The sequence below is a fragment of the Pseudomonas sp. F220 genome, from assembly GCF_057813935.1.
In genome coordinates this window covers 1-21,504 of record NZ_JBVASJ010000012.1, presented here as the reverse complement: position 1 = coordinate 21,504, position 21,504 = coordinate 1, and the positions used below count along the sequence as shown (strand labels likewise).

Below are 21,504 nucleotides of genomic sequence, written 5' to 3'. Positions count from 1 at the left end.
AGGAGCGAGGCTTGCCCGCGATGAGGCCAGAACATCCAATACACATCCAGCTAGGGCCGATACCCCTGCCCCAACAACCACCCTCGCACCATCCTCCCCTGCTCCGCCGTCAAATCCGCCAGCGCCTGTTCCGCTGGCTGGGTTTGCAGACGGCGCAGCAACGGCGCCAGTTCAACACCCTGCACATGCCAGATCCCCAGCGGCTGATCCGCCGTCACTACCACCTCAGCCTCATCCACCAAACCCTCGCGCAACACCGACGCGCGCTGTATCCGTAGCGAGGCGAAGTCCGGCTCTTTGTGCGCCAACTCAGCGTCGGGCCACTGCCGACGAGCACGCCAGAACGGCTGCTCCTGCCAGCGCTGCTCATCGGCATAGAAGTCGCGACCGATCCGGGCGAAACGTAGAAACAGCTGCTCGACTCGCTGCTGATGAAACTGCTGCGCCAGCGCCGCACGCTCAGGTGCCTGGAGCAAAGTGTTGATGACGACCGGTGCCTGCAGCGCCGAAGACAAGGACTGGAAGATCCCGTTACCCGACAACGGATCGACCGCCATCGCCGCATCGCCAACCCGAATCCAGTTATCGCCGCACACCTGCGGACAAAGGATCGCCGTGCTGCTGCGGGCATGCAGTTGCAGATCGATTTCCGGCGCTGGGCCGAAAAACTCGACCGCCAACGCCGATGCCTGACGCCTTCCCCGACAGTAATCGAGCAACTGCGCTTTGCCCGGCAACTCGGCACTGGCCACGTCCATCGTCAGCTGCCAATAACACTGACCATCGGCCCGTCGCGCCATCCAGGCCCAGCCATCTTCAAGACTCTCGACCGCGCTCGCCGTGGTGCCCGACGCACCTTGCCAACGGTTGAGCAGGCTGACGGTTTCCGGCCCACGCAGGCCTTTACCCAGCGTCGGCGCCTGGCGCCCTCGCGACTCCACGAGAAAGTCCGCCGCTATCTCCGCGTGCCCTTCGACTTCCACTCGATGACCCGAAGCCTGCGAATGTACCGACAACACACGACCTTCGACCAGCTCGACACCGGCCAGCCGCAAATCCTCGCGCAGGCCTCGATCAAAGCGCGGACGATCCAGCAGAAACTCGATATTTTGCGCGTGCTGCTGAGCGTTCCACGACACCTGACGCTGAGAAGGAAGCGTCGCATCGTCCAAAGCATGGGAAAGGCCCGCTCCACGCAGAGCATCGAGAACCCGCACCGAAACACCTTCCAGCGCCGCAAACCGTCGCCAATCACTGACCAGCGTCACCTCATAGCCGAGCCGACGTAAACCCAAGGCCACTGTGGCCCCGGCAGGCCCGGCGCCGAGAATGAGGATCGCGCTCATGCCCAGACGCGCCGCTCAGGGCCACGATAACGGGCGTTCTCGCGCAGCCATTCGATGATCTGCGGATTGCTCGCATCGTCATGTTCGGCCAGATAATGGGCGATATGCCCGCTCAATGCCCCACACCCCAGACTCGCGCCAGACTGCCCCGGATGAGTGCCGCGAACACAGGCCGCGAAGTCCGCCTGCTGGCTGTTGAGCCATGACCATTCCTGTTCACCGCAACGCGCATCGCCGGTGACCCGCAATACTCCCGGGTAACTCGCCGGAAACACCGCTGCACCCTGGGCCGGGCTGGACGCGCACAGCAGCACCCCGCGTTCCAGCGCCACCGCGCAGGCTTCGCGCAGCAAGCTGCGGTCCTGACGCAAACCCAGGCTCAAGTTGATCAGCCGCACGTCCTGCGCCACCAACCAGTCAATCGCCGTGGCGATCTGCAGGGCGCTGGTCACCCCGCGCTGATCGAACACCTGCGCGACGCAAAACAGCGCCAACGGTGCTCGCAGGCTGATGGCATCAATCACCGCACTGCCATGGCCCAGTGGGTCATCACGCAATGATTCTTCAGCCAGGCCCTCGTCCAACAGATAGAAACGCCGTCCAGCGATCACTTGCGCTCGTTGCGCCAACGAGTGACCGCTATCGACAACACCGATCCGTAGCTCAGGCCTCATGCAGCACCTTCGATGACGTGAGTACACCGTCCACCAATTCAAAGCGCAGGTCAGCGTCCGCCAGAGTCGACGGTCGATGGCTGATCAGGATTCGCGTACGCCCGGCAAACAGTCGGTCGATCGCCTCGATCACCTCCCGTTCTGTGGCCTCATCAACCGCCGAAGTGGCTTCATCGAGCACCAGAATCAACGGATCCTGCAACAGCGCGCGGGCGATGGCGATCCGCTGTTTCTGCCCGCCCGACAGCTGCTGACCGCGCTCACCCAACGAGCTGTCGAGGCCCTCGGGCAAGGATTCGATCAAGCTGTCGAGTTGCGCCAAACGTGCCACTTCGGCAATTGCTTCACGGCTGGCATCTGGCACGCTGTAAGACAGATTGTCCGCCAGGCTACCGCGAAACAGCACGATGTCCTGACTGACCACCGCAATCCGCCGTCGCAGCTCGAACAGGTCCAGCTCGCGCAAGTCGATGCCCTCGAGCAACACCTGACCGGACTGTGGATCGTGGTGGCGTTGCAGCAGATCGATCAGCGTCGTCTTGCCGACGCCGGAGCCGCCGCTCAGGGCGACTTTCAAGCCATAAGGGATGCGCGCATCGATGCCGCGCAAGGTCATCGGGCGCCCTGGATGACTGAAATGAACCGACTGAAAACACAGCTCGCCAGACGTCGGCATCGGCTGCGGATCGACCGGAGTGACGACACTCGGTTCTTCACCGCGCAACTCCATGACCCGGCCAAGACTGACGGTCATGCGCTGAATGGCCACGTACAGCCCGAGCAAACTCTGCACCGGCCCCACCGCCATCCCCAGATAGGTGGAAAACGCAATCAACGCGCCAAGCTGCCAGGTGCCCTGCACCACCCAATAACCGCCAATCAGAAAAGCACAGGCACGGGACAACGAGGTCAAGGTGCCGGGTACGGACTGGGTGAAAAACTCGGTCACTTGCAGGCGCAACAACTGACTCATGTAACCCTGGCCCAGTGTCTCCAATCGACGCGCCTCGCGCTGTTGCTGGCCGGCGCTCTGGATGAATTTCATCACCGGCAGCGTCTCGACCATGAACGACGACATGTCCGCCGAGCGCTCACGCAACTGCCGCACATCGCGCTCGACCTTGCGTCGCATCCAGCGCAACCAGAGCACGTCCAGCGGGATCAGCACCAACGCCAGCAGCGAGAGCTTCCAGGACAGGGTCAGCAACATCGCCACCGAGCAGACCAGCCCAATGACGCTGGAAACTGCCGAGAACAGCGAGTCGACAGCGAAGCGCTGGATCTCCGCAACGTCGCCGTCGAGGCGCGACATCAGGTCGCCGATCCGCCGCTGCCCGTAAAAGCGTGGCGAGAGCGTCTGCAAATGCCGATACAGGTCATCGCGCAAGGCGAACAGGATTCGCCCGGACAGCCGCGTGTGCAGGTATCGATTGACCCCCGACAGCGCCGTGCCCAGCAGCCCGGTGACGATCATCAATCCGGCGATCAGCACCAGCATGGGGAAATTGCGCGCCAGCAGGCCGTCGTCGATCAGCAACTTGGTCAACCAGGGTTGCACCAGCACCAGCAGCGAAGCGCAGACCGACAACCCAAGCAGGCCGCCGATGGCCAGACGATGGGGACGGACGAAACCGTACAGCCACTTCAGCGCAGCTTGTAGCGCCTGTGGGTCTCGGCTGTCGATCAGCCTGACAATCAAGCGCTGCATCAGCTGCGCAACTGTTTGAGTTTGCGATACAGCGTCGCGCGGCTGATACCCAGCGCGTCAGCGGCGGCCGACACGTTGCCTTGGTGGCTGTCCAGGGATTGGCGGATCAGCTCCAGTTCGTTCTCACGAATGCTGCCCGTCTGCGGCCGGTCGCTGGTGTTGAGCTCATCGAGCATGCTGTCGGGCAGATGTTCCAGGCTCAGCTCAACCTCGCCTTCTTCGCGCATGGCCAGCGCAGTACGCAGCACCATCTCCAATTGGCGGATGTTGCCCGGCCAGTGATAGCCGCCCAACAAAGCGTTCAAGTCCTCGCGGAGCTTGACCGCAGGCGCACCCAATTTGCCCAACAGGCTGTTCACCAACGTGCTGAAGTCCTCGCGTTCGCGCAGGGCCGGCAACATCACGCTGATGCCGTTGACGCGGTAGAACAGGTCCTCGCGGAAATGTTTGTCCTCCACCAGTCGTTTGAGGTCACGGTGGGTGGCGCAGATCAGCGCCACATCAATGTCCTGCTCTTCGCCAGCGCCCAGCGGTGCGACTTTTCGATCCTGCAACACGCGCAACAAACGCGCCTGCAACGCCAACGGCATATCGCCGATTTCATCGAGAAACAACGTGCCGCCATGGGCCTGTTGCAAACGGCCGATCATCCCGCCACGGCGAGAACCGGTGAACGCTCCTTCGCGATAACCGAACAGTTCCGACTCGATCAGGCCTTCCGGAATCGCTGCGCAGTTCACTGCGATGAAGGGTTTGTCGCAGCGGCTGCCGGCCAGGTGTAGCGCCCGGGCGATGACTTCTTTCCCGGTGCCGGTTTCGCCCAGCAACAACACCGGCAGTTCATTGGCCAAACCTTGGCGGGCCATGCGCAAGGCTCGCGCATAGCGCGTATTGCTGCCGGCCAGGGCGTCGAAGTCCGGTTGAGTTTTTGCAGTTTTGCTGACGCTGCGTGCCGTACTGGCGACGTTGATCGAGCGCTGTGGCGCACGCAGGGTTTTGTAGAAAAATTCACCCTTGGCGGTTTGCAGACTGCCAATGCCACCCTGTTGCAAGCGCGCCAACAGTTGCAGACCGTCGACCCCAAGAAACTCCTCGCAGCGGTGCCCCACCAATGCCGAGCGCTCGGCGTTGAGTAACTGACAAGCCTGAGCGCTGACCGCCAGAATCTGCCCACCCAGACTGACCGCCAGCAGGCCCTGCCACGGCGATTCGAGGTACTGCCGACGGCTGTGAAAGGCCAAAACGATTTGTTCGGGATAGCTGGCGTTGAACACCCGACTCTCAATCTGGCTGACCGCCATGGCCAGCAACGCGGTGCTGTCATGGACTCGCCCGAGCGGACCTTCACGGGTCAGGTCGAGCACGCCGAGTATGTCGCCCTGCGGGCAATGAATCGGTACCGAGGTACAGGAGAAATCGCTCAAGCGATCGAGGTAATGCTCGCCGCAGTCGATCAGGGTCGGCCGGGCTTCCACCAGTGCGGTGCCGAGCGCATTGGTGCCGCGAGCGGCTTCGCTCCAGCAGGCACCGAGGGTGATGTCTTGCAGTCCACTGCCCTTGAGACGGTCGGCGCGGCCTTCGACGGCCAGAATCGTGGCGTCGGAATTGGCCAGAATGATCAACCCTTCTTTGCCTTGGCGAGCGGCCAGGTAGTCGATCGCCGGCATCGCGGCATCGATCAACAGCCGATTGCTGGCCAGCAACAGCTCAAGGCTGGCGCTCGATTCCAGGGCCAGTTCATGCTTGCCATTGAAATGCACGCCATGGCTGAGACTGCGCCGCCATGACGCATCGATTTCGGCCCGCAACACCCCATCGGGGACTTCACCTTCAAGGTGAAGTTTCTCCCGGGCGAGCCGGGCTTCATGTTGCAGTTCACTGTTTATTGTTTTTATAAGAGTCATCAAGCGCTCCGGATCGGTCCGCCCAGTAAAACCTGCGCCTGGATACTTCAGCGCCTGATGCAATCTTTACGTTAACGTCAAGACGATGGCAAGTGCCGTATGGCGCCGGTATTCCAATCAACGGATGGCGTCATCGTTCTTCGCGGGCAAGCCCGGCTCCCACAAGAGCACTGTAGGAGCGAGCTTGCTCGCGATGAACGTTAACGATAACGCGTGTTTTCTGAATAAACGCGCCGCCCTTGAATCCATCGCGAGCAAGCTCGCTCCTACACGAAAGCGGTCTGTCAGACGACTTCGAATCAGATTTGCCACGCCTCAGGATTCGCAAAAAACGCCCGCGCATTGTCCTCAAGGCTTTCAAGGTGATACCCGCCCTCCTGCACGATCAAACACGGCAAGCCAAGGCTGCGAATGCGCTCGCCCAGTTTGGCGAAACCTTCGCGGGTCACTGCCACTTTGCTTTGCGGGTCCAGCTCATAAATGTCGAAGCCCAGGGACAACACCAGCACCTGCGCGTCGAAGTCCTTCACCGCCGCCAGCGCCACCTCAAGCTGACCCAGGAAATCCGCCTCACTGGCGCCGTGAGCCATCGGCAGGTTGAGGTTGAAACCTTCCCCCGCGCCTGCGCCGCGCTCGTCAGCAAAACCGGCAACCCCCGGATAGAAATTGGTCGGATCGCCATGAACCGAGACATACAGCACATCATCGCGGTCGTAGAAAATTTCCTGAATGCCCTGACCGTGATGCATGTCGGTATCCAGCACCGCGACCCGTTCAAAACCGCCGCGCAATACCTGAGCTGCAATCGCCGCATTGTTGAGATAGCAAAAGCCACCCGCCGCTTCAGCCCGCGCATGATGCCCCGGTGGCCGGCACAGAGCGTAGGCTGCCGGTTCGCCGTCGAGCAACGCCTGGGCCCCAGCGATTGCGCTTTGCGCCGACCAATAGGCCGAACGCCAGGTCAGTTCACCCACCGGGCAACTGCCGTCGGCCAGGTAACAGGCTGCCTGGGCGAGAATCCCGCGCAGTGCATTGGGTTCGCGGACGAAGATGTTCGACATCACCTCATCGCCCCAGTCTTCGGGGATTTCCTTCCAGCGCTCATGGGCTTCCCGCAGAAACTCCAGATAGGCCGCCCCATGCACCGCCAGCAAAGGTTGCAAGCCAGCATCCGCAGGTTGCACGACCTCGAAACCCAGAGAGTGCGCCGCCTGCACCAAACGTTGAGCCCGCTCGGGGACTTCTTGTGGTGTGCGCATCTGACCGCGTGAGTAGTAGCTGCGCGGGTGGTGAAGCAATTGTTCGGGGTGGAAAAAACTGCGCATCATCTTCTCCTTATTCAGCCTGACCAGCGCGACCCAGCACGGCGTTGAGCAATACATCAGTACCCTGACGCACGTCTTCGGGCAATACGTCTTCGGCTTCGTTATGGCTCAAGCCGCCGACGCAGGGAATGAACACCATGGCCGTCGGACAGAACCGTGCCAGGTGAATCGCATCATGGCCGGCGCCACTGACAATCGATTGCTGAGCGTAGCCCAGACCGTCCACTGCCTGCTGCACCGTCGCCACACACTCGGCATCAAACGGCGTCGCCGGGCTGATCCAGTGCGGGGTAATGGTCACCTTCAAACCACGCCCTTCGGCGATGGCGTGCAGACGCGCACGGACTTGCTGCTCCATGGCCTCGATGGCTTCGTCACGATGATGACGCAAGTCCACGGTGAAGTTCACCAGTCCGGGAATGGTGTTGCGCGAGGACTTGGCAATGCTCAGTTCCCCGACGGTGGTCAGGCCTTCGGGGACGAAATCGCTGGCCAGAGCTTCCAGCGCCAGAATCATCTGCGCGGCGCCGTAGAGCGCATCTTTGCGCAGCGGCATCGGCGTGGTGCCCGCGTGGGCGGCCATGCCATCGACCCGCACATCAAGCCAACGAATCGCCTGACCACCACTGACCACACCGATGCTCTTGGCGTTGTCTTCAAGGATCGGACCTTGTTCGATATGGGCTTCAAAATAGGCATCCACCGGCCCGCCCAGCGGTCGCTCGCCGGCATACCCGGTGCGTTGCAAGGCCTCGGCAACGCTGATGCCGTCAGCGTCACGCACCGCCAGCGCCACTTCCAGTTCCAGACTGCCGGTAAACACCGCCGAGCCGAACATCGCCGGGGTGAAACGTGCGCCTTCTTCGTTGGTCCACACCGCCACTTCCAGCGGCTTGCGGGTTTTGATGTCGAGGTCGTTGAGACAGCGCACCACTTCCAGGCCGGCGAGCACGCCATACACACCGTCGAAACGCCCGCCTTCAGGCTGGGTGTCGAGGTGGCTGCCCATCATCACCGGGGCGGCGTTTGGATCGGTACCGGCGCGGCGGGCGAACAAATTGCCGATCGGGTCCACGCTCAAGGTCATCCCGGCCTCGCGACACCAACCGGCAAACAATTCACGTCCAGCCTTGTCTTCTTCGCTCAAGGCCAGACGGCAGCTACCGCCGCGCGCCGTTGCGCCAATTTCGGCCATGGCCATCAAACTCGCCCACAGGCGCTCGCCGTTGATTTTCAACATCTGTCATTTCTCCAAAAGTGAGGGGCGCTCAAGCGCCAGGGGCCATTTCCAGGCGATGGGCCGTGGCGTGCCGACGGGCCAACATCAATACGCAAACCAGGGATATCGCGGCGATCAGGGTGTAGAACAGCGCCATCGGCCACCATTGGCCGGCAAATTTGTGCGCCAGCAACGTACCGATCAACGGCGTCAGGCCGCCGGCCAACGCACCGCAGACCTGATACGCAAGGGAGATCGCGGTATAGCGCACGCGGGTCTCGAACATGCCGCTGACGTAACCGGCGATCACCGCGTAAAACGACGCCATGCACACCACCGCCAAAGCGATACCAAGAATGATCAGCGGCGCCTGGGCCGAGCTGACCAGCACAAACATCGGGTACGGCGAGGCCATTGCCAACACGGCCATAGCGCAGAGGAAGCGGGTCGCGCCAACTTTCTCGGCGATCCAGGCCGCCAGCGGCTGGATGCAGAACTGAATGATCGCCACCACGAATAGGCACTCAAGAATCAGCGAGCGCGGCAACTCCAGTTGCTGGGTGGTGTAAGCGATCATGAAAGTGTTGGTGAAATACACCCCGGCGATCCCCAGCGTGTTGGCGCCGATGCACAGCAACAGCGGGCGCCAGGCGGTTTGCAGGACTTCCATCACCGGCGCCTGCTCTTTGCGTTTGGACTTACTGGCCTGCTCGCGGCTGGCGAGAAATTCCGGCGACTCATTCACGCCCAAGCGAATCGCCAGGCCCACCAACAGCAACAGCGAGCTGGCCAGGAACGGCAAACGCCAGCCCCAGTTCATCAAATCCTCTTCGGGCAAACGGGTGACCGCGCTAAAGGCCAGCAGCGACAAAATCAAACCCGCCGGGCTGCCCAGTTGCGCGAAGGAGGCAAAGAAGTTACGGCGGCCCTTGGGTGCATGCTCGCCGGCCATCAATACCGCCCCGCCCCACTCACCGCCGACCGCGATGCCCTGGACGATGCGCAGCAGAATCAACAGCACGGGTGCGGCCGCGCCGATCTGCGCGTAAGTCGGCAGCAAGCCGATGCAGACAGTGACCACGCCCATCATCAGCAGCGTGATGATCAGCGATTTCTTGCGGCCGATACGGTCGCCTATATGGCCGAAAATGATTCCCCCCACCGGCCGGGCAAAAAAGCCCACGGCGAAGGTGCCAAATGCAGCCATGGTGCTGAACAGTTTGTCGTCGGAAGGAAAGAACAGCGCACCAAACACCAGCGCCGCGGCCGTGGCGTAGATGTAGAAGTCGTACCACTCGATCATTGTGCCGATAAATGCAGCGGCCGCAGCCCGGCGAGGCTGGGGCGAAGCGGAAGGCTTCATGGGTCAGGCTCCTTTGGTTATTTTTTTGGCAGGAGAGAACGGCAAATAGAGGCGCTCTGACGGCGCCTGTCTGGGGGTGATTTATCGGCCTGAGGGGATAATTAGTCAATTTTCTATTTATTATGCTAATTATTAGCCATGCTTATTATTAGAGCCTTGTCATGTCCGACCGCGATGTACACCGCCTGCTCAATGACCGCCTGGACTGGAACCTGCTGCGCACCTTTCGGGTAATCGGCCAGGAACTGAGCATCAGCCGCGCCGCCGCCCGCCTGCACCTGACTCAACCGGCGATCAGTCAGGCACTGAAGCGGCTGGAAGAGCAACTGGGCCGGCAATTGATCGCCCGTCGCGGGCCACGCTTCGCCTTGACCGAGGTCGGCGAGCAGATCTTCCAGCTCGCCGGAGAAATCTACGGTCAGATGTCCCAAGTCAGCAGCGCTCTGGAGCAACCGGCCGATGAGGTGATCGGCAAGGTCAGACTATTGATCATCAGCCGGATTTTCTCCGAACGTTTCGATGACTTCCTCGCCGACTTCCATCGCCAGCATCCGCGAGTCGATCTGGAAGTGGACGTCATGCGCAGCTCGGACATCGTCAGCGCCCTGCAGGAAAAAACCGCAACCCTGGGACTGAGCCTCAACCGCCGCCCGCAACCACGCCTGGAGCAGCGACTGTTCCTGCGCCAGCGTTATGCGTTTTTTTGCGGCAAGCACCACGCAATGTTCGGCCAGGAAAGCGTGGCCGAGGGCGATTTGCAGAAGGAGAATTTCGTCAGTTTCACCAGCGACCAGATCGGCGGCATGCTCTCGCCGCTGACCATCTTCCGTGACCAGCAAGGTTTCAGCGGACGGATCGTCGCCTCATCTCCGAGCCTGGAAGAAGTCCGGCGACTGGTGATCGCCGGATTCGGTATCGGTTGTCTGCCCGAACATGTGGTGGCTGCCGATGTCGAGGCCGGTTTGCTCTGGCGCCTGCCGCCCCACGAAGGCATTGCGGATGTGGATATTCATCTGCTGTGGAACCGCGAGCAGCGCATGAGCCGCGCTGAGGCGATTTTTATTGAAAGCTTGCAGCTGTGCCTGACCCCATGAACGGTTGATTGCTCCCGCGCAAAACACAGGAGCAATCAGCGCCTTCAGAACAACGGCAAGCTGTAGCTCACCACCAGACGATTCTGGTCCTGATCGCGTGAGGCTTCGCTGCGTGATGCGCCATTACGCCAGCCCAGGGCCACGCCTTTGAGTGCACCGCTCTGGATCACGTAATCGAGGCTGAAGTCTCGCTCCCACTCCTTTTGATCCGGACCTGCTGCGGTCTGAATCCCCGTACCAGACAAGTACATGGCTGAGGCTTTGAGCCCCGGCACGCCGAGGGCTGCGAAATCGTAGGTGTATTGAGCGAAACCGGTTCGCTCCCCAGCACGGGTGAAGTTCTGGATATAGCGATCGGTCAGCAGATACACGCTGGACCCCGACGCGCCTTTGTCCGGTATACCGCCCTGATTGAGCTGGACGAAGTTGCTGTCCTTGGAGACTTGCTGGTAGCCCGCCATCAACGCATGGGCGCCAATGCCCCAGGTGAAGGCCAGGCTCCAGGTATCGTTATCGATCTTGCCAGTGCCATCCTTGGTGAAGCCGCTGGCCCGGTAGCCTTCGCCACGCCCGGCGGCGGATGCGTTGGCCCCATCGGCGGTGGTCTTGAAGTAGCGCAGGTCGGTTTTCAACGAGCCAAAGTCACCCAACTTCAAATCATGTACCAAACCGCCAAAGTGCTGTTGGTAATAGTCTTCAAGATTGGCGTAGTAATACTGCGCAAGCAGCGCGTCGGTGACCTTGTAATCGACCCCGGCAAAATTGAACGCATTGCTTTCCTGCGTCCCGCCCGCCACTGCCAACCCGGTGCTGTCACTGGAGCCACGACCGGTCGCGTGTTCGATATGGCCACCCGTCAGAGTCAGATGCTCGAAGTCATTGGACACGATCTGCCCACCTTCGAAGGTCTGCGGCAACAGACGACCATCGTTGGCCACCAGAATCGGCAGCTTCGGTGTCAATGTGCCATAGCGCACTTCAGTCTTGGCAAAGCGCATCTTCGCCGTTGCGCCCAGGCGTGCCCATTGCTCAGCGGCACCTTTACCGTTGTCAGGGATCATCGAGCTGCCAACATGCCGGCCGTCACCGCTGTCGAGTCGAATACCCAGCAGCCCCAAAGCATCAACACCAAAACCGACCTGGCCGTCGGTAAAGCCCGACTGATAATTGAGCATGAAGCCCTGGGCCCACTCTTCGGTTTTCGATGGAGCGGCCGTCCCGTCCCGATTATCGTTATTGAAATAGAAGTTACGAACACCCAGTGTCGCTTTACTGTCTTTAACAAAGTCCGCCATGCTCAACGGACTGAAAAGTGCACTACCAATCATGGCCAGTGCCAAGGGTTGCTTATTCATTAAATAGAGTTCCACAAAGTAACGATTATCTTGGCTGACAACTTTCTATTACTGATGAATGGCGACACTTAGTATGTGTGTCAGCGATTCGCCAGCGCATAGCCGTTCCAGTAATTGCGGTTCGGCACGATCAGAAGCCAGTGCTTGCTCGATAACTCCCGCGGCGGTTTGCAGATCGAGAAACAGCACGCCGTTGTCGTCGGCCAACACCAGATCACCGGGGCGCACCTGTATTCCCGCGCAGTGGATAGGCTGATTGATCGGGCTATCGCCACGACCATGAAGCTTGGTGGTCAACAGGCTGGTGCCGCGAGCAAATACCGGCAGTCCGGCTTCACGCAGCTCCAGCAAGTCGGTCACCACGCCGTCCACCACAATCCCTACGGCGCCGGCGCAGCGGGCCGCGCAACTGGTGACCGCACCAACCGGGGCATGCCGCAGATCGCCGCCAGTCTCAATGACCAGCACATCCCCCGGCTGCAACAGCGCCAGCGCCTGGTTCACCGCTATGGCATCAGCACCGCGCAGGCTCAGGGTCACGGCACGACCGACCAATTTGACACCTGGCACCATGGCGCGCAGCTGTGAGTCGGCAAAACCGTCTTCGAGAAAGTGCCCAAGCGTGGGGAAACTCACCGCTTTGAGTTGTTCGATCAAATGCGCCTGTTGCGACTTATCCATGTTCCGGGGCTCCTTTGATCAGTTCGGCCACACAGTCGATTTCCAACGACACGCCCCACAGCGCGACGCACACGGTGGTGCGTGCCGGTGGTGCATGACCGAGCAGCTCACGGTAAACCTCGTTGAAGGGTTCCAACTGTGCGGGGTCGGTCAGGTAAGCGTTGACCTTGACCAGATGACTGAAGCCGGACCCGGCTTCGATCAGGATCGCCTCAAGGTTGCGCAAGGTCTGGCGCACCTGTTCGGCAAAGCTTGCAGGCTGGTCGTCGAGCCCGGTCTGAGCCGGAATTTGCCCGGCAGTAAACACCAAATGGCCGCTGACCACCGCTTGTGAATAAGGCCCCACCGGCCCGATGAAACCGGGTGCTGACTGGATTCTGCGCATGTTGTATGAACTCCGTAGGGATCAGGCCGCAGCCGATTTCAGAGGGGTGGCAGCGGGCTGGTCGGCAGCCGGGGCCGGGACTTCGCTGATGTTTTTCTTGAAGGTTTCGGTCAACAGCAACAACGCCACCAAGGAGATCAGCGCCGCACCGATCATGTACCAGGCCACGGACGAGCCTTTGCCGGTGGCCGCGAGCAGCGCAGTGGTGACAATCGGGGTCGCCGCGCTACCCAACAGGCCGGACAGCATGTAGCTGATGGACAACCCCGAATAGCGAACGCGAGTGCCGAACAGCTCGGCGAGGAAGGTCGCAATCGGCCCGTAGTTGGCGGCGAAAGCGGTCATCAACAGCAGGTAGCCAACGATCACCATCGGCAGTTCCTTGGTGTCCATCAGCCAGAACAAGGGAAACGCCACCAAGGCTTCAGCAACGATCCCTGCGACGATAATCGGCTTGCGTCCGTACCGATCCGACAGTGCCCCGAACACCGGCAGCATGACGATGCAATACGCACAGGACAGCAGCACCACACCGAGCATCACGCTGCGGCTGAACCCTAGGTTCTGCGTGCCATAGGTCAGGCCGAAGGCGACGATGATGTTGAACGAAGCGCCTGTCGACATGGTTGCAATGCCGCCCAGCACCACTTGCTTCCAGTATTTACGAAAGACTTCGGCGACCGGCATTTTGACCTGAACGTCGGCCTCCTTGACCTTGTTGAAGGCCGGGGTTTCGGCAATGTTCAGGCGGATATACAGCCCCACGGCGATCAACAACACGCTACCCAGGAACGGAATCCTCCAACCCCAGGCCAACAGGTCTTCAGGCGACAACCAGGCGGCAATCACCAGGAATGCCAGGTTGGCGATCATGGTCCCGGCCGGAACCCCGATTTGCACCCACGAACCATACAAACCGCGCTTGTTGGCCGGCGCATGTTCCACCGCCATTAACACCGCGCCCCCCCACTCCCCGCCCAGTGCCAGGCCTTGAATCACCCGCAACAGCAGCAAGAGAATGGGCGCCCAGATACCGATGGCTGCGTAATTGGGCAACAGGCCAATGGCGAAGGTCGCCGCGCCCATGGTCAACAGCGAAATCAGCAACATCGACTTGCGTCCGAGACGGTCGCCGAAATGCCCGAACAGTGCCGCACCCACAATCCGCGCCAGGTAGGCCGAAGCAAAGGTGCCGAAAGCCAGCAAGGTGCCGATCAGCGGGACAAAATCCGGGAAGAACACTTTGTTGAACACCAACGCCGAAGCGGTGGCGAACACAAACAAGTCATACCACTCCACCGTGGTGCCGATCACACTGGCGACCGCCACTTTCTTCATACTGATTTCAACTTCGGGAGGTGCGGAATACTTTTCCACAGACGATACTTCGCTCATAACTGTCTCCAGAGAGTTCTTTCAGAACTCGTTATTTAATTGTTCTAACTGGCAGTAAAACGTTTGAAGCGAGGATTGTTGTTATAGCCGGCTCGTCAGAGCGAACCGGTTCGCAAGGCAATATTTATAGTTAACACACTTCCAACTTCGCTCAGCTGGCGAAGTTATTCAGCTTACGATATTTCTCAATAGCCCAACGTCATATCCACGGTATTCAATAACGGCTCACCGACATTCAGGCGTCGAACGTTCTCCGCCACTTGCTCGGCAATACAGTCATGGGACGCCGCCGAAGCCATATGCGGGGTGATCGTCACGCCCGGCATGCTCCACAGCTTATGCGCCAGCGGTAACGGTTCGCGCTCGAATACATCAAGCAATGCGCCGCGCAACTGACCACTGGCCAGCGCCTGTTCAAGATCGTCGATCCGCAGATGAGCGCCCCGACCACAGTTGACCAGCGACGCGCCGTGGGCAAGTCGGGCAAACGTCGCACTGCCAAGAATGCCGCGGGTTTCAGGGGTCAGCGGCAGCAAGTTGATCAACAACTCCACGCCATCGAGAAATGGCTCGAAGCCTTCAACCCCGGCGAATGCCTGCACACCCGGCAAGTCCTTGGCACCACGGGCCCAACCCCGCACCGCATAACCGGCGGCGGCCAGATCGCTGGCAATCGCGCTACCCAACGAGCCAAGGCCCATGACCCCAACCTGGAACTGCTTGGCCGAACGCTGTAGCGGACGTTGCCAGATCTGCTCGCGCTGCTGTTGCAGCACCTGGTCAAAGCCGCGGTGATAGTGAATCACCGCCCAACGCACATACTCAGTCATCCCTTGGCGATGGCCGGGGTCGACCACTCGGCACACCGGCAGATCAGGGCACGACGGGTCGTGCTCAAGATGATCGACACCTGCGGCCACGGAGTGGATGACTTGAAGATTACTCAACGCCCTCAGACTGCCGGGCAGCGGAAACCAGCACGCCGCCACCTGCGCCTCTGCCGCTGACGGATCATCCATCAACACCGCGTTTATCTGCGGTGCTGAACGGGCAAAAGCGGCTTGCAGTTGCTCGAGCAAGAGGCTGTCGCGAGACAGCAGGACCACCGTGTTCATGAGCAGTAAGACTCGCGCTGGGATTCAATCAGGGTCAGGGCGGCCTCCCAGGCCAGGTCGATGATGTTGTCGGACTCATCCCGATCGAACTGCTCGGCCGTGTGTGCGCAGACTTCCGGGGAGGGGAAATGCAGCGCCGAACCACCGGCCAGCGCCTGGACCTGCGCCTGGCAGGCGCGCTCCAGGAAGTGAATTTCCTGGAAGGCTTGGGCTACGCTGGACCCGCCGACCAACAGCCCGTGATTGCGCAGGATCATCGCTCTGTGCGGCCCCAGATCGGCAATCAATCGCTCGCGCTCGTCCAGCGACAAGGCGATGCCTTCATAGGTGTGATAGGCCAGCTTGCCGTAGAACTTCAGCGCATGCTGGCTGATCGGCAACAACCCTTGCTGCTGGGCCGCGACCGCCATGCCAGCAGCGGTGTGGGTATGGATCACGCAGTTCAAGTCCGGGCGAGCCATGTGAATCGCCGAGTGAATGACGAAACCTGCAGCGTTGACTCGATGGTCGGCGTAGGCCGGGTCGACAATCCGGCCCTGCTGGTCGATACGCACCAGATCCGAGGCGCGCATACGGTCGAAAATCACCCCGTAACGATTGATCAGAAAGTGATGTTCCGGCCCCGGAACCCTCAGGGTGATATGGGTGTCGATCAGGTCGGTCATGCGAAAGTGCGCGACCATCCGGTACAGCGCCGCCAGTTCGCAACGGGCCTGCCATTCAACCGGGCTAATGTGTTCAGGTTTGCTCACGAATACACCTCTTTAGGAACGTGGATGACGACCGGGTTAGCCCGCAACCGAGCCAGGCCACAAACGCCGATCAAGGACACGGCCGACAGCAGCGTGAAGAACACCGCCAGCGGCAACCATTGTCCGGAAAACTTGCTCGCCAACAGCGTGCCGATCAACGGCGTGGTGCCGCCGGCCAGAGCGCAGCTCAACTGGTAGGCGATAGAAATGCCTGAGTAGCGCAGGTGCACCGGGAATGCCTGAGTCATGTAACCGGCGATGACCGCGTACAAAGCCGAGAGGATCACCACCGCCAAAGCAATGCCGATGATCATCAGCAGAATGTTTTGCGTGCTGACCAACAGGAACATCGGGTACGGCGTGACCATGCACAGCAAAGCGACGAGTTTGAGAAACCGGCCCTCGCCAATACGTTCGGCCAACAACGCCGAAAGCGGTTGGGACAACAGCTGGATGATGGTCACCAGAAACAGGCAGTCGAGAATCGTCGAGCGGGCGATGCCCTGATACTGGGTGACGTAGGTAATCATGAAGGTGTTGGTAAAGAAGAACCCGGCCGAACCGATAGTCACTGCCGCGGCAGCAAACAGGATCTGCCGCCAGCAACTGCGGATCACTTCCATCACCGGGTACTTGGCGGTCTCGTTGTTGTCCCGTACGGCAGCGAATTCCGGCGACTCGTGGACCCCGGAACGGATCATCAAGCCGACCATCATCAGCACACCGCTGGCGAGAAATGGCAGACGCCAGCCCCACTCAAGGAAGTCCTGTTGATCAAGGGACGTCACCAGGCGGAAAGCAATCAATGCCAACAACAAACCCGCCGGGCTGCCGAGCTGAGCGAAGGACGCGTAGAACGTCTTGCGGTTGGCCGGTGCATGTTCACTGGCCATCAGCACCGCCCCACCCCATTCGCCACCGACCGAAATGCCCTGAATCAACCGCAGCACGATCAGACCGATCGGAGCCCAGATTCCAGCACTGGCATAGCTGGGCAGCAGACCGATGCCGGCGGTCGCCAGGCCCATCAGCGCCATGGTCACCAGAAGCATTTTCTTGCGTCCGAGGCGATCACCCAAATGGCCAAACACCATGCCGGCCATAGGCCGGGCAATGAAGCCAACCGCAAAACTGCCGAACGCGGCGAGGGTGCTCATCACGGGGTCGCTGCTGGGGAAGAATACTTGCCCGAGCACCAACGCTGCCGCCGTCGCATAAATATAGAAATCGTAGAACTCGATGGTGGTGCCAATAAAGGCAGCCGCCGCTGCTCGTCGCGGCTGAGGGGTGATGTGCATGCAAGAACCCTGTGTATTTATTGTTGGGCAGGTACTGAAGGCTGAATCCGGTTGCACTCTTTGGCGCTTGTGAGCTTTATCGCCGCCGGGCTAGGATTAGTCAATTTTCATATTCTTATCTTTACTATTAGCTCTGCTACTACTGAGAAAATCATGCCCTCACCAACCTCCACCTCCAACCCATGGGTCGGCCGCCGGTTTCTCAATGATCGCCTCGACTGGAACCTCTTGCGCACCTACCTGGTGATCGGTCAGGAAGGCAGCATGAGCCGCGCCGCTGCGCGTTTGCACATCACCCAGTCGGCCGTGAGTCAGGCGCTCAAACGTCTCGAAGAACAACTTGATTGTGTGTTGATTGCGCGCAGCGGAAGACGCTTCGACCTGACCGAAACCGGGGAAGAAGTGCTGCGCATTGCGGCGGATATTTACGGAGATATTTCGCGACTGGGCACGGTAGTGGAGAGTCGACATGACGACCTGGTGGGCAAGATTCGCCTGCTCACTGTCAGCGGTGTGCAGTCGTCGCACTACGATGAATTTCTGGCGGACTTCCATGTAAACCACCCGAACGTCGAGCTGGAAGTCGAAGTGATGGGCAGCTCGAACATCATCAGTTCGCTGCTGCAAAAAACCGCGACCGTGGGCGTAGGATTGTGCCGCCTGGCACAGCCACGGCTGGAACAGCGCGTGCTGTTTCGCGAGCGTTATGCGTACTTTTGTGGGCAACGCCATCGGCTATTTGGACAGGAAAATCTGACAATGGAACAGCTTGCCGCCGAGAACTTCGTCAGCTTCACCAGCGATCAACTGGGCGGTAATCTTTCACCCCTGACGCTGTTTCGCGACCAACATGGGTTTACTGGCAAGATCGTCGCGTCCTCCACCAGTTTCGAAGAAATTCACCGCCTGATCTGCGCAGGATTCGGCATCGGTTGTTTGCCCATCCATCTGGTGCGGCGAGATGTCGAGCAGGGTCTGCTCTGGCGTCTACCGCCTGAGGACGGGGTAGTAGATTTCGATATTCAGCTTCTGTGGAATCGCGATCAACGAATGAGTCAGGCCGAGAGCGTGTTTTTGGAGAGCTTCCAGCACATGCTCAGTATTCGTGAGCAAGTGCTGTGAAGGACTAGTGGCCTGTGTGGCTAGCCTCAGACGTGTGGATCGCCCGGGGCTTTGCTCGGCGTGGCGTATTGCGGCTTCAGGTGACCGTCCTGATCCAGCAGCCAGGCGTCCATGATCTGCCGCACTACGGGACCTGCAACGCGACCACCCGCCTCGCCGTTTTCAATCATCACCGCGATGACAATCTGCGGGTGTTCCGCCGGGGCGAAGCCGACGAACAAGGCGTTGTCACGATTGCGCTCCTGGGTTTTCAGACGGTTGTAACGCTCGCCCTGTTTGATCGCGACCACTTGCGCGGTACCACTCTTGCCGGCAATTCGGTACTGCGCGCCAATAGCCGCCGCTCGAGCGATGCCGCGCGGGTCGTGCATGACCATCTGCATGCCGTGGTTGACTTGCTCCCAGTCACGCGGGTTCTTGAGCAGAATATTCGGCATGGGATGCTCATCCACCGGTGCTACACCATCGACCGTCTTGGCCAGGTGCGGGCGATTCCACACACCTTTGTTGGCAATCAGCGCGGTGGCTTGGGCCAGCTGCAGCGGCGTCACTTGCATATAACCCTGGCCAATACCGAGGATCACCGTCTCGCCGGGGAACCATGGCTGGCGCCGGGTGGCGCGCTTCCACGCCTGGGAGGGCATTAAACCGGCCGACTCTTCGAACATGTCCAGCGAGACCTTCTCGCCAAGGCCGAACATGGCCATATAATCGTGCAGACGGTCGATACCGAGCTTGTGCGCCAGATCATAAAAATAGGTGTCGTTGGAGCGCATGATCGCCGCGTCCATGTCGACCCAGCCGTCGCCGCTGTGATTCCAGTTGCGATATTTGTGATCGAAGTCCGGCAATTGGTAATAGCCCGGATCGAAAACCCGAGTCTGGGGCGTTACCACCCCAGCATCGAGTCCGGCAATCGCCACTTCCGGCTTGATGGTCGAACCCGGCGCATACAAACCACGCAATACCCGGTTAAACAGCGGCCGGTCGATGGAATCGTGGAGTGCCGCGTACTCCTTGAAGCTGATCCCGGTGACGAACAGATTCGGATCGAAGCTCGGCTTGCTGACCATGGCCAGCACCTCTCCGGTCGACGGATCGAGGGCGACTACCGACCCGCGTCGATCCCCAAGAGCGTCCTCGGCCGCTTCCTGGAGTTTAACGTCGAGACTGAGCACGATGCTTTTTCCCGGGATCGGGTCGGTGTGCTTGAGCACCCGTAGCACCCGGCCCTGAGCATTGGTTTCGACTTCTTCATAGCCCACATGACCATGCAGCTCGGATTCGTAAAAACGCTCGATGCCGGTCTTGCCGATCGACTGGGTACCGCGGTACTCCACCGAATCGAGAGACTTGGATTCTTTCTCGTTGATCCGCCCGACATAGCCGATCGAATGGGCAAAGTGCACACCCAACGGGTAGTGACGAACGAACTGCGGCTGAACCTCAATGCCTGGCAAGCGGAACTCGTTGACCGCCAGCACGGCGATCTGCTCTTCGGTCAGCTCATAAAACAGGGTAACGGGAACAAACGGATGCCGAGCCTGCTTCATCTCTTTGTCGAACAAAGCCCGCTCTTCAGGCGGCAAGTGCAACAAACTGACAATCGAGTCCAGCTCGCCTTTCAAGTCGGCTGCACGCTCGCGGGTGATGGTCAAATTGAAGCTGGGGCGGTTATCTGCCAGTAACACGCCATTGCGGTCGTAGATCAGGCCCCTGGTGGGCGTGATCGGCAGTACATGCACTCGATTGTTTTCGGAGATCGTCGAGTGATAGTCAAATTCGACCACCTGCAAAAAATACATGCGGGCGACCAGCGTGCAGGAAATGGCGACGACAAACAGCGCGCAGGCCATCAGCCTTTTATTGACCAGGCGTGTTTCTTTTTCGTGATCTTTGATCGTTATCGGTTCGGGCATTTCTACAGCAACTCTTTGAATGGGTTAAACGACGCTCCCTGCGCGTGAAATCAGTCCTTTTGAAAAATGAGCTGCACCATACCAAAAAGTCCCCGGCCATTATCGAGCGATTTCCCTGAACGGCTGTCCTTGGCGGCCAATGCGACGGTTGGAGTTTTACTTTTGCCTACACGCTGTGCGGACTCGTGCGCTCTAATCAAGATTGTTGTTCCCATTCATGCATTTTTCTTGCGGTGGGCCGAGTCGATACTCCGGGTATGCCAGTCCTTAACCGTCTTGGCTGAAGCAAGACACTGGAGCCTCTCATGCCCCCTCGCTTTCAACAACTGCTCGGCAAGAACAACTTTTCTATAGGCCTGGAACTGCCACTGGACAACGATTGGTCCAGCGATGGCCAGCGTTTGCGCGTGGCACAGGACCGTCCGTTCGGCGTTCCCGACCTGAAACAACTTGCCGAACTGGCGCGATTGGCCGATACCAGCGGTTTTCGCGCGCTGTGGGTTCGCGACGATTGGGCTTTCTCGCCATGAGCGAGCTGTGGTTTGCGCATCAGCAAATCACACTCATGGCACGCCACCAAGTCGTCCAGCGGTAAATCTGACACCCCAGAGGCGTCAACCGGATCTGACATAAAAGGCTCTAGCTCGGGGAAAAGTAGGGCTTATTCTAATGTTCTGGCTTAAAAATAACTGTGCAAAATTGTTTGGACGAATAGGCCAACTTTTCCTGCAGGCAAAACAAAACCCCTACCTGCATACGCAGATAGGGGTTTCGGAATTTAATCTTGACGATGACCTACTCTCACATGGGGAAACCCCACACTACCATCGGCGATGCATCGTTTCACTG

18 protein-coding genes and 1 pseudogene are annotated in these 21,504 nt (G+C 59.8%); 3 read left to right on the top strand and 16 right to left on the bottom strand.

The window, feature by feature from the left end; translation table 11 throughout:
* Positions 1-50 precede the first annotated feature (50 nt).
* The 7 genes from qhpG to ACZYSM_RS12935 form a co-directional block, all read right to left on the bottom strand.
* Positions 51-1,346, bottom strand: coding sequence for a flavin-dependent monooxygenase QhpG (qhpG, locus tag ACZYSM_RS12965; protein WP_489071891.1), 1,296 nt, complete (start codon positions 1,344-1,346; stop codon positions 51-53).
* Positions 1,343-2,020: a subtilisin-like serine protease QhpE gene (gene qhpE / locus ACZYSM_RS12960; RefSeq protein WP_489071890.1), complete on the bottom strand. Its 678-nt coding sequence runs from the start codon at positions 2,018-2,020 to the stop codon at positions 1,343-1,345. The genes qhpG and qhpE overlap by 4 nt, the downstream gene beginning before the upstream one ends.
* A complete protein-coding gene (locus ACZYSM_RS12955) occupies positions 2,010-3,728 on the bottom strand; it encodes an ABC transporter ATP-binding protein (protein ID WP_489071889.1) in 1,719 nt (572 codons plus the stop codon). Before ACZYSM_RS12955 ends, qhpE begins: the two co-directional genes overlap by 11 nt.
* Positions 3,728-5,632 (bottom strand): sigma-54-dependent Fis family transcriptional regulator, encoded by a 1,905-nt coding sequence (locus ACZYSM_RS12950; protein ID WP_489071888.1) that lies wholly within the window; start codon positions 5,630-5,632, stop codon positions 3,728-3,730. Before ACZYSM_RS12950 ends, ACZYSM_RS12955 begins: the two co-directional genes overlap by 1 nt.
* A gap of 299 nt (positions 5,633-5,931) precedes the next feature.
* Positions 5,932-6,957: a histone deacetylase family protein gene (locus ACZYSM_RS12945; protein ID WP_489071887.1), complete on the bottom strand. Its 1,026-nt coding sequence runs from the start codon at positions 6,955-6,957 to the stop codon at positions 5,932-5,934.
* 10 nt (positions 6,958-6,967) lie between these two features.
* A complete protein-coding gene (locus tag ACZYSM_RS12940) occupies positions 6,968-8,197 on the bottom strand; it encodes a Zn-dependent hydrolase (RefSeq protein ID WP_489071886.1) in 1,230 nt (409 codons plus the stop codon).
* Between the two features lie 28 nt (positions 8,198-8,225).
* Entirely contained in the window at positions 8,226-9,539 is a 1,314-nt protein-coding gene (locus tag ACZYSM_RS12935) for an MFS transporter (RefSeq protein ID WP_489071885.1), read from the bottom strand.
* A 161-nt stretch (positions 9,540-9,700) separates the two neighbouring features.
* Between ACZYSM_RS12935 and ACZYSM_RS12930 the strand changes: the two genes are divergently transcribed.
* On the top strand, positions 9,701-10,633 hold the full coding sequence (locus tag ACZYSM_RS12930; RefSeq protein WP_489071884.1) for a LysR family transcriptional regulator: 933 nt from the start codon (positions 9,701-9,703) through the stop codon (positions 10,631-10,633).
* A gap of 44 nt (positions 10,634-10,677) precedes the next feature.
* On the opposite strand, the gene ACZYSM_RS12925 is transcribed toward ACZYSM_RS12930, so the two are convergent.
* The 7 genes from ACZYSM_RS12925 to ACZYSM_RS12895 form a co-directional block, all read right to left on the bottom strand.
* Positions 10,678-11,988: an OprD family porin gene (locus ACZYSM_RS12925; protein ID WP_489071883.1), complete on the bottom strand. Its 1,311-nt coding sequence runs from the start codon at positions 11,986-11,988 to the stop codon at positions 10,678-10,680.
* A 48-nt stretch (positions 11,989-12,036) separates the two neighbouring features.
* Positions 12,037-12,669 (bottom strand): RraA family protein, encoded by a 633-nt coding sequence (locus ACZYSM_RS12920; RefSeq protein ID WP_489071882.1) that lies wholly within the window; start codon positions 12,667-12,669, stop codon positions 12,037-12,039.
* A complete protein-coding gene (locus ACZYSM_RS12915) occupies positions 12,662-13,054 on the bottom strand; it encodes a RidA family protein (RefSeq protein WP_489071881.1) in 393 nt (130 codons plus the stop codon). The genes ACZYSM_RS12920 and ACZYSM_RS12915 overlap by 8 nt, the downstream gene beginning before the upstream one ends.
* Positions 13,055-13,075: 21 nt before the next feature.
* Entirely contained in the window at positions 13,076-14,449 is a 1,374-nt protein-coding gene (locus ACZYSM_RS12910) for an MFS transporter (RefSeq protein ID WP_489071880.1), read from the bottom strand.
* A gap of 185 nt (positions 14,450-14,634) precedes the next feature.
* Positions 14,635-15,564, bottom strand: a complete 930-nt coding sequence (locus ACZYSM_RS12905; protein WP_489071879.1) for a 2-hydroxyacid dehydrogenase — start codon at positions 15,562-15,564, stop codon at positions 14,635-14,637.
* Positions 15,561-16,316 carry a class II aldolase/adducin family protein gene (locus ACZYSM_RS12900; protein WP_489071878.1) on the bottom strand — a complete coding sequence of 252 codons (756 nt, stop codon included), beginning with the start codon at positions 16,314-16,316 and terminating at the stop codon, positions 15,561-15,563. Before ACZYSM_RS12900 ends, ACZYSM_RS12905 begins: the two co-directional genes overlap by 4 nt.
* Positions 16,313-17,614 carry an MFS transporter gene (locus tag ACZYSM_RS12895; protein ID WP_489071877.1) on the bottom strand — a complete coding sequence of 434 codons (1,302 nt, stop codon included), beginning with the start codon at positions 17,612-17,614 and terminating at the stop codon, positions 16,313-16,315. Before ACZYSM_RS12895 ends, ACZYSM_RS12900 begins: the two co-directional genes overlap by 4 nt.
* Before the next feature lie 153 nt (positions 17,615-17,767).
* Here ACZYSM_RS12895 and ACZYSM_RS12890 point away from each other — a divergent pair, with 153 nt between their 5' ends.
* Positions 17,768-18,736, top strand: a complete 969-nt coding sequence (locus ACZYSM_RS12890) for a LysR family transcriptional regulator (protein WP_489071876.1) — start codon at positions 17,768-17,770, stop codon at positions 18,734-18,736.
* A gap of 26 nt (positions 18,737-18,762) precedes the next feature.
* Here the strand turns inward: ACZYSM_RS12890 and mrdA are convergent, their stop codons facing one another.
* Complete coding sequence (gene mrdA / locus ACZYSM_RS12885) at positions 18,763-20,655, bottom strand: penicillin-binding protein 2 (protein WP_489071875.1); 1,893 nt, start codon at positions 20,653-20,655, stop codon at positions 18,763-18,765.
* Positions 20,656-20,960: 305 nt separating this feature from the next.
* On the opposite strand from mrdA, the gene ACZYSM_RS12880 reads away from it, so the two are divergent.
* Complete coding sequence (locus tag ACZYSM_RS12880) at positions 20,961-21,185, top strand: hypothetical protein (protein WP_489072002.1); 225 nt, start codon at positions 20,961-20,963, stop codon at positions 21,183-21,185.
* On the opposite strand, the pseudogene ACZYSM_RS12875 reads toward ACZYSM_RS12880, so the two are convergent.
* A pseudogene (locus tag ACZYSM_RS12875) lies at positions 21,158-21,286 on the bottom strand (paraquat-inducible protein A); the annotation flags it as partial. The gene ACZYSM_RS12880 and the pseudogene ACZYSM_RS12875 sit on opposite strands and share 28 nt — an antisense overlap.
* Between the last annotated feature and the right edge of the window lie 218 nt (positions 21,287-21,504).

What these genes read in the sequence shown, in the direction of transcription:
- qhpG (WP_489071891.1), bottom strand. Translation starts at nt 1,346, where the DNA reads ATGAGCGCGATCCTCATTCTCGGCGCCGGGCCTGCCGGGGCCACAGTG.
- qhpE (WP_489071890.1), bottom strand. Translation starts at nt 2,020, where the DNA reads ATGAGGCCTGAGCTACGGATCGGTGTTGTCGATAGCGGTCACTCGTTG.
- ACZYSM_RS12955 (WP_489071889.1), bottom strand. Translation starts at nt 3,728, where the DNA reads ATGCAGCGCTTGATTGTCAGGCTGATCGACAGCCGAGACCCACAGGCG.
- ACZYSM_RS12950 (WP_489071888.1), bottom strand. Translation starts at nt 5,632, where the DNA reads ATGACTCTTATAAAAACAATAAACAGTGAACTGCAACATGAAGCCCGG.
- ACZYSM_RS12945 (WP_489071887.1), bottom strand. Translation starts at nt 6,957, where the DNA reads ATGCGCAGTTTTTTCCACCCCGAACAATTGCTTCACCACCCGCGCAGC.
- ACZYSM_RS12940 (WP_489071886.1), bottom strand. Translation starts at nt 8,197, where the DNA reads ATGTTGAAAATCAACGGCGAGCGCCTGTGGGCGAGTTTGATGGCCATG.
- ACZYSM_RS12935 (WP_489071885.1), bottom strand. Translation starts at nt 9,539, where the DNA reads ATGAAGCCTTCCGCTTCGCCCCAGCCTCGCCGGGCTGCGGCCGCTGCA.
- ACZYSM_RS12930 (WP_489071884.1), top strand. Translation starts at nt 9,701, where the DNA reads ATGTCCGACCGCGATGTACACCGCCTGCTCAATGACCGCCTGGACTGG.
- ACZYSM_RS12925 (WP_489071883.1), bottom strand. Translation starts at nt 11,988, where the DNA reads ATGAATAAGCAACCCTTGGCACTGGCCATGATTGGTAGTGCACTTTTC.
- ACZYSM_RS12920 (WP_489071882.1), bottom strand. Translation starts at nt 12,669, where the DNA reads ATGGATAAGTCGCAACAGGCGCATTTGATCGAACAACTCAAAGCGGTG.
- ACZYSM_RS12915 (WP_489071881.1), bottom strand. Translation starts at nt 13,054, where the DNA reads ATGCGCAGAATCCAGTCAGCACCCGGTTTCATCGGGCCGGTGGGGCCT.
- ACZYSM_RS12910 (WP_489071880.1), bottom strand. Translation starts at nt 14,449, where the DNA reads ATGAGCGAAGTATCGTCTGTGGAAAAGTATTCCGCACCTCCCGAAGTT.
- ACZYSM_RS12905 (WP_489071879.1), bottom strand. Translation starts at nt 15,564, where the DNA reads ATGAACACGGTGGTCCTGCTGTCTCGCGACAGCCTCTTGCTCGAGCAA.
- ACZYSM_RS12895 (WP_489071877.1), bottom strand. Translation starts at nt 17,614, where the DNA reads ATGCACATCACCCCTCAGCCGCGACGAGCAGCGGCGGCTGCCTTTATT.
- ACZYSM_RS12890 (WP_489071876.1), top strand. Translation starts at nt 17,768, where the DNA reads ATGCCCTCACCAACCTCCACCTCCAACCCATGGGTCGGCCGCCGGTTT.
- mrdA (WP_489071875.1), bottom strand. Translation starts at nt 20,655, where the DNA reads ATGCCCGAACCGATAACGATCAAAGATCACGAAAAAGAAACACGCCTG.
- ACZYSM_RS12880 (WP_489072002.1), top strand. Translation starts at nt 20,961, where the DNA reads ATGCCCCCTCGCTTTCAACAACTGCTCGGCAAGAACAACTTTTCTATA.